The organism is bacterium (genome assembly GCA_035530055.1).
In the GTDB taxonomy this organism is placed as follows: domain Bacteria; phylum UBA6262; class WVXT01; order WVXT01; family WVXT01; genus WVXT01.
Genome location: DATKVN010000049.1, coordinates 1 through 7263 on the forward strand (window position 1 = coordinate 1; position 7263 = coordinate 7263).

Consider the following 7263-nt stretch of genomic DNA (forward strand, 5'->3'; position numbering starts at 1 on the left):
TATTTGCTTTTTCTTCGTTAAGGACATAAAAATGGGATGCGATACTATATATAGCAAAGTAGACCCACAGCAACTTATACATACCAGATGTTAAATTCCATCCCATTACAATCACGCCCAGGAGACAAATTGTACCTGCCAGGACATGAGAGTGTCTGCTGACTCTATAAATACCCCAATCTACAACAGCCTTCTTTTTCTCAGGGTGCTCTCTCATCGCGATGTAGCCCAGGCCATAGACTACTCCTCCAAAAACAATTATAACAAGCCCAATCCAGAAAGCCAGATTAATGGAAAAGGGGACAAACCACATCAACACCCATCCTGCAATGACGCCTATCAAAGCAACTATTATCCAGAACTTGCCAGGTGGTAAACCCATTCTTTTCGCTCTTATGATTACGTGAAGAAGCCCATGGATAACAAAACTTAAGACGTGTACATAGAAAAGCCTGAAATACCAGGCCGTTTCCATCGTTTCCAATTCGCCTCCTTTTAAATCACAATTATCCTACGTCCGGCCAATTGAACGTCCCAGATTGAAAGCTTCTTTCAACTTACTTTTCTTCTTCTTTATGGCGCCTTTCTCTGCCACGCCGGGCGCGAGTATTTTCCCCTTCAGCTTCATTCCCAGGTATCTTGCGCTCATTTCCATCATCCTCAAAAGAGGATTTGCAGTGCTGGGGTCGTCATCTGCAAAGGCTATAGCTAAAACGACCTCTTTCCCCTTTATCTTATCTGCAGTTTTTGAATCGCAGAAATAGATCAGCCTGTCTATAAGGGCTTTCATGGCAACTGTTGGTCCAAACCAGTACATAGGAGTACCCAAAATTATACAATCGCTATCCATAAGTTTTTTGTAGATTCGTGTCATTCCATCATTAATTCTGCAGACTTCAGTGTCCCAGCAGGTATGGCATCCATCGCATTCCTTGATTCTCAAGTTGCTGAGGGATACTAACTCTGTCCTGGCGCCCGCTTCTCTGGCGCCTTTTAGGATTTGGGAAACCAAAATGTGAGTATTACCTCCTTTACGGGGACTTCCCGCAATGCCAAGAATTTTTTTCATTTGCTACCTCCTTTTTTCCACTGCACAGTGTGTATATTCATTGTAGCTGCAGAGCGACAGCTCTGCCTCAATGTAGTGGCGGCACTCTGTGGCCGCCCAAAGGCAGGGACGGCACAGAGTCCGTCCCCTACGAGAAACAAAGCTTACGCTTTGCCGCTAAATAAAAGCCAAATATATTGTCTTTTCTTATCAGATATGCTATATTGAAGACAGTATGAAGAAATCATTCAGTAAAAGGAGTACAAATACAATGAAAAAGAAGACTATGGTACTTGTCGCTCATAATGGCAAAAAGAAGGATATGGTTGATTGGGCAAAATTCAACAAAGGCACATTGCAAAAGTTCGAAATCTATTCAACCAAGGCAACAGGAGAAAGAATTATAAAAGATGTGGGATTACCGGTCCACCTTCTTCTGAGTGGCCCTCTGGGAGGAGACTCCCAGGTGGGAGCTATGATAGCAGAAAAAAGGGCAGACCTTGTTATTTTTTTCTGGGACCCCTTATCCATCCAGCCGCACGATGTGGACGTAAAAGCAGTCCTCAGGCTGGCTGTCCTGCACGATATACCGATTGCTTGTAATCACTCCACGGCCGACTTTTTGATATCTTCTCCGCTGCTAAAAGAAGAAAATTCATAATTTCAGAGCTCTCGCCTCCCTTCCAGAGCCTTAGCCCGGGTAACTACGTCGGCATACTCCAGGTTCCTGACCATGCGAATCTTATATATTAAACCTCTCATAATTATTGAGGGGATAAGCATAATTCTGTTCTGATATTTTCTAACTTCCCAAAACATACAAGTTTATCACCCAAGAGAATTTTTGTCTCTGCTGAAGGGTTAGGAATCGTCTGTCCCTCCCTCTCCAAGGCCAGAACTGTAATATCGTGTTTTCTTAAATCTGACTCAAGGATTGTCTTATTTAATACAGGACTGTCTTTACAAACTTCGATACTGGACACACCATAACCACCAGTGGCCACTAAAAGCTCCTCGAAAGAAACAGGTTTAACAATTTCTCTTTTAATTATACGTGCTTTTAAGAAATTGGTTACTTTTACGGCGAATCTGGTGCGAGTAGAAATTTTATAAATGACGTAAACGGCAAATATGATAATTATCAAATTTATCCATGGCAATAGGCTGGAAGGAATAATAGCGTGTAAAAAGGGAATGGTAAATTTAGGCATAGTAGCGGCTGGTCTTAATGAATTGGCAAATGTACCAATTAAGGTAACAAAACCCGCGTGACCTATTATAATAAGAATTGTGGCAATACGCCGTCTTTGAGGGTGACCGGTAATCAGTTCCGCTTCTTTTGTGGTAAATCCCGTTGCTGTAAAGCAGGACAGCGACTGGAATTTAGCTAAGGACCATTCCAGACCCGTCAATTGGAATGCAATGGCTCCTATTCTTACCGCTATAAATGACACAATGACTGTAAATATGAATAATAGTAAATTCATAAGATGCCTCCTTTTTGCTTTAAAACCATTTCTTTCTTCTGAAATAAGAAATCATCAAAATACCCACAACAAGCATAATGGCCAGGACGCCAAAATACGCCCAGCGCCATTCCAGTTCCGGCATATATTTGAAATTCATCCCATAAACACCGGCGATAAAAGTCAACGGAATAAATATGGTAGCTATTATGGTTAACACTTTCATCACTTCGTTCATCCTGTTACTGATGCTGGAAAGGTAAATATCGAGCATCCCGGAAACCATATCCCTGAATGTCTCTATGGTGTCAATAACCTGAATAGTATGGTCATAAACATCTCTAAGGAATATGCCTGTTGATTCCTGAATAAGTGGAGATTCTGACCTCTCCAGGACGCTAATGCCTTCCCTTAGGGGCCACACTGACTTGCGCAGGAAAATTGTATCTCTTTTTAAATTGTGGATTGTCTGCAAGGTCTCAGGAGTAGGATTCGTCACCAGCTCATCTTCCATTCCTTCTACCTTTTCCCCGATTTTCTCCAAAATTATGAAATAGTTATCCACAATTGCATCTATCAGAGCGTAAGCAAGATAATCCGCACCCATTTTTCTTATTCTCCCTTTAGCATTTCTGATTCTGTCTCTTATGGGGTTAAAGACATCTCCTTCTTTTTCCTGGAAAGAAATAACGAAATTTGAACCAATAATTAAACTAACTTGTTCTGAAATTATTTCTTTCTCCTTTTCATCATAATAAAGCATTTTCAAGACAACAAAAATATAATCATCAAAATCTTCTATTTTGGGACGTTGGTCAGTATTCAAAATGTCTTCCAGCAAAAGAGGGTGCAAATTGAAATGTTTCCCGATTTTCTCTATGATTTCTATTTTATGAATGCCCTCTATATTTATCCAGCTTACAGTCGGCTTATCCTTAAAAGGAAAGCTCTCTTCAATGTTTTCTGTTTCTTTCTCCTGATAGTGCTTTTCATCGTAATCAATGATGGAAATATTTACCCTTTCTTCTCCCTTCTTACCCACATGGATTAGAGTACCTGGTGGAAGGCCGGCTTTCCTTGATACTTTTTTTATAATTCTTGCCATTACTATTTACCTCCCTGAATTACTATTTTGCCTCCATTCCCTATTTAAACCTTGCCTTCATCGTACCGACCTCGCCTTCCCAAAAAACAATATCGTGAGAGTCCGAACCCCTGGGTTTCATAGGAAAGACAATCTTTTTTCCTACAAGTTACTCATCATAGGGAGACATGCTTTAAATAAAGAAGCCAATTAAGGAGAGGAATCGTAATTTCAAACCTCTCGCCTGCCTTCCAGGGCTTTGGCCAGGGTGACTTCATCGGCATACTCCAGGTCGCTGCCCATAGGCATTCCCTGTGCCAGCTGGGTCACCTTGACTCCCAGAGGCTTGATGAGTTTCGAGAGATAAGCAGCAGTTGTTTCGCCTTCCACATTTGGATTTGTACCGATTATCACTTCTCTGATATTTCCCTGTTCAATTCTTGTGACCAGTTCCTTTATCTTTAAATCGTCAGGACCAACTCCATCAAGGGGAGAAAGTGCACCCATAAGCACATGGTACGTTCCTTTATACTCTCCCATCTTTTCAAAAACGAAGATGTCCTGCGGCTGTTCTACGACGCAGATGGTACTTCCATCTCTGGTAGAATCATCACATATCAAACAAGGGTCGCTATCAGTGATATTGCCACAAACAGAACAGCTTTTCATCTTCTCCTTTGCTGCGAGAATAGCTTGAGCTAATTCATTAGCCTCTGCCCGGGAACTCTTCAATATATGGAATGCTAACCTCTGGGCACTCTTCGGCCCGATGCCCGGCAAACGGTGCAAAGCCGAGATTAGTCTCTGTAAAGATTTGGAATGGATAGGCATTTTAATTCACCGAAATTATTCTTTTTCAGGTTTCTCCTTTACGATTTCTCCTTCAAACATTTTTATCACTTTTTCTACAATTGGGTCAACTTCTTTTTTTTCCTCGGAATTGAAAACCGGCTCCTGGTTGGGAGCCGCCACTTTCTCCTCTGGCTCAGACTCTCCTAAAAACTCCTCAGGAGCTGACTCATCTTCCTCCACCTTCTCTTTTGTCGGCGAGGTAGCATTAATCTCGCCAGTCATACATTTTATCTTGATTTCTTTCCCCAGAACTTCCTTAATAGCTTGTTCGACAATATTCGACTTTTTCTCTACTCTGTCCTTATGGAAACTGTAACTTTTGGGGAAAGCGATATACAGGAGCTCTCCTTCCATACGGACTGGCAAACCCTCGAGAAGGCAAGAGTGGAGAGGAGTATCCTGTTTCCTGACAGATTCGAGAACTTCCTCCCAGCGCTCTGTAATTTCTTCAATCCGAGAAACCCCTGCAGCATACGGTTCCTCCTTCTCCTTAATTTTGGGAGAAGCTTTCTCTACCGGGGGGATATATTTTTCCTTAGGCGGTTCCCCTTTTTTCTCTTCAAGGGTTAGCGACTTTTCCAGTTTCCTGATTCTCTCAATAATCTCTCCAATGGGGATATATGGCTGACATAGACGGAACATATCTACCTCTATCACCAGGCGCGGTTGTTCGCTCCACTTCATAGATTCGTAGGTCTTGCTGAGAAGGTCGATAATCCTCACCAAGTTTTCTTCCGTAAACTGTGCTCCTTTTTTGAGAAGGATTCCCAGATGCTTATCGGGAAGTTGCAAAATTTTCGTATTCTCTCCTAACACTTTTATAAGCAGCATATTCCTGAAGTGTTGCCTCAGGTCTTTGATAAACTGGTGGAGGTTATAACCGGATTCGGTTATCTCATCTATGAGGGAGAGAATCTCTCTGCCTTTGTGCTCAGCGATGAGGTCGGAAAATTCTACCAGGCGCTCAAATGGAAGAACACCCAGAATGAAATTTGTCTCCTCTAATCCTATCTTCTTATTGCCAGCATAAGAGATAACCTGGTCGAGCAGGCTCTGGGCATCCCTGAGACTTCCTTCTCCTCTGTAAGCAATTAGATTAAGAACCTCCTTTTCTATTTTTAGTTTTTCTTTTCCAACAATGTAATTTAGTCTGTCAAAGATTTTCTTCTGAGGAATCAATTTAAAGGAAAACCTCTGGCATCGGGAAAGAATGGTGGGTGGAATCCTCTCCGGCTGAGTGGTGGCCAGCATAAAGATGACGTGGGGGGGAGGTTCTTCCAGGGTCTTCAGAAGAGCATTGAAAGCGTCATGAGTAATCTGATGCGCCTCGTCAATAATGTAGATTTTGTAGCGGGAGGAGATGGGAGCAAATTTCACGTTCTCCCTTAAAGCCCTTATCTCATCAATCCCTCTATTGGATGCCCCATCGATTTCCAGAACATCAATGGAACTGCCTCTGACAATTTCCACACAGGATATACACTTGTTGCAGGGCTGGGGTGTGGGGCTTTCTTTACAATTCAGTGCTTTAGCTAAGATGCGTGCAGTGGTTGTCTTGCCTATGCCTCTGGGACCTGAGAAAAGGTAAGCGTGGGCAACTTTACCTGAGGTAATGGCATTCTTTAAAGTCTTAGAGACATGCTCCTGCCCTACAATCTCATCGAACGTTTGTGGTCTATATTTTAGTGCTAATACCAGGTAAGACATCGTAACCTTCTATATGGTAATGGATTTGTTTTATCTCATATTTTTTGCGATAGAGTACTTTTTCTTTCTTAGGAATAAGAAAACTGAATAAAGTCCATATAATAACAGGACAAATTACAACCCCAATTGCCTTAGGAGTGGTAAGAATTTGAAATTTCCTGAATCCTTCTACCTGGACAATAAAAGTTACATAAAGCCAGAATAGAGCATAAATTATTGTCCAGAACAACAAAGTGCTCTTAAATTGTTCAGCAAGATATAGAATAACTTCAGGTGATTTAGTAGCACCGAAAGCAAGGAATCCTGATAATATGTCACCCCCGACAAAAATAAGCAAAAGAAGGTATAAACCAATAGTCCAAACAGTAGTGACCACAGCTGTATAAGTAGCTACGCGAAAAGTCTGTTCGTAACCTCTCTTTCCGGCAAATAACATCACAAAGAAATGGTAAATACCCGCATTAATAAAAAGACCCAATATGCCCAACAAGCCAACTAAAGAGAAGATTAAGAACAAAATCCCCACGCCCATCAAGGCGGCGAGTTGATTCATCGGCTTGGTGAGAGAAAATATTAATGTGGGTATGCAAATTGCCGCAAGCAACAAACCTAATGCTACTATGTAAAACTTTATTGGTGCGCCAAAACCACCTTCCTGAGGTAATTCTTCAAAAAATCTCCTGGGATATATAATTAGTTCCCAGCATTTACGGAAAAAACCCTTTTCTGGAGTGAATATCCCGTATTGCCCACGCGTGATTTCTTGCCCATATTTTGTTCTTTTCGGTACTACTCCTGTAGAACATTGATTGCAAACTAATTGTCCATTTTTCTCCTGAAGACAGTCAAAACAGAAATCGCGTTGACAGACTGCACAGAATCCCTGCGCCGGGCGGTCTGGATGGTTAGTACATACATCTTTTTGCAAAGAGGGACCTTTTTCTTTTCCGGGTTCAGAAAATTCGGGAGGTTCTGCCTTTTTCCTGAACGGTTCGTAGCACATTCCGCAGTATAATGCATCATCCTTATTCTCATAACCACATTTTGGACATTTAATCACTCTGACCCCTTTCGAATAATCACTCTAATTAAGTATTGTGTCCCCA

General features: G+C 41.8%; 8 protein-coding genes. 1 reads left to right on the plus strand and 7 read right to left on the minus strand.

Features of this window, described 5'->3' with window-relative positions:
- Window positions 1–484 (minus strand): hypothetical protein (locus VMW39_04195; GenBank protein HUW23212.1); only part of this gene is annotated, 484 nt, incomplete at its 3' end.
- Window positions 485–511: 27 nt separating this feature from the next.
- On the minus strand, window positions 512–1069 hold the full coding sequence (locus VMW39_04200) for a flavodoxin family protein (GenBank protein ID HUW23213.1): 558 nt from the start codon (window positions 1067–1069) through the stop codon (window positions 512–514).
- A gap of 250 nt (window positions 1070–1319) precedes the next feature.
- Between VMW39_04200 and VMW39_04205 the strand changes: the two genes are divergently transcribed.
- Window positions 1320–1709 (plus strand): methylglyoxal synthase, encoded by a 390-nt coding sequence (locus tag VMW39_04205; protein HUW23214.1) that lies wholly within the window; start codon window positions 1320–1322, stop codon window positions 1707–1709.
- Window positions 1710–1812: 103 nt separating this feature from the next.
- On the opposite strand, the gene VMW39_04210 is transcribed toward VMW39_04205, so the two are convergent.
- From VMW39_04210 to VMW39_04230, 5 genes are all read right to left on the minus strand, one after another.
- Window positions 1813–2535 (minus strand): TrkA C-terminal domain-containing protein, encoded by a 723-nt coding sequence (locus VMW39_04210; GenBank protein ID HUW23215.1) that lies wholly within the window; start codon window positions 2533–2535, stop codon window positions 1813–1815.
- Window positions 2536–2554: 19 nt separating this feature from the next.
- Window positions 2555–3619: a magnesium/cobalt transporter CorA gene (gene corA / locus VMW39_04215; protein HUW23216.1), complete on the minus strand. Its 1065-nt coding sequence runs from the start codon at window positions 3617–3619 to the stop codon at window positions 2555–2557.
- A 210-nt stretch (window positions 3620–3829) separates the two neighbouring features.
- A complete protein-coding gene (recR, locus tag VMW39_04220) occupies window positions 3830–4429 on the minus strand; it encodes a recombination mediator RecR (GenBank protein ID HUW23217.1) in 600 nt (199 codons plus the stop codon).
- 15 nt (window positions 4430–4444) lie between these two features.
- Window positions 4445–6157 carry a DNA polymerase III subunit gamma/tau gene (gene dnaX / locus VMW39_04225; GenBank protein HUW23218.1) on the minus strand — a complete coding sequence of 571 codons (1713 nt, stop codon included), beginning with the start codon at window positions 6155–6157 and terminating at the stop codon, window positions 4445–4447.
- Window positions 6126–7217: a YIP1 family protein gene (locus VMW39_04230; GenBank protein ID HUW23219.1), complete on the minus strand. Its 1092-nt coding sequence runs from the start codon at window positions 7215–7217 to the stop codon at window positions 6126–6128. Before VMW39_04230 ends, dnaX begins: the two co-directional genes overlap by 32 nt.
- Window positions 7218–7263: the final 46 nt, after the last annotated feature.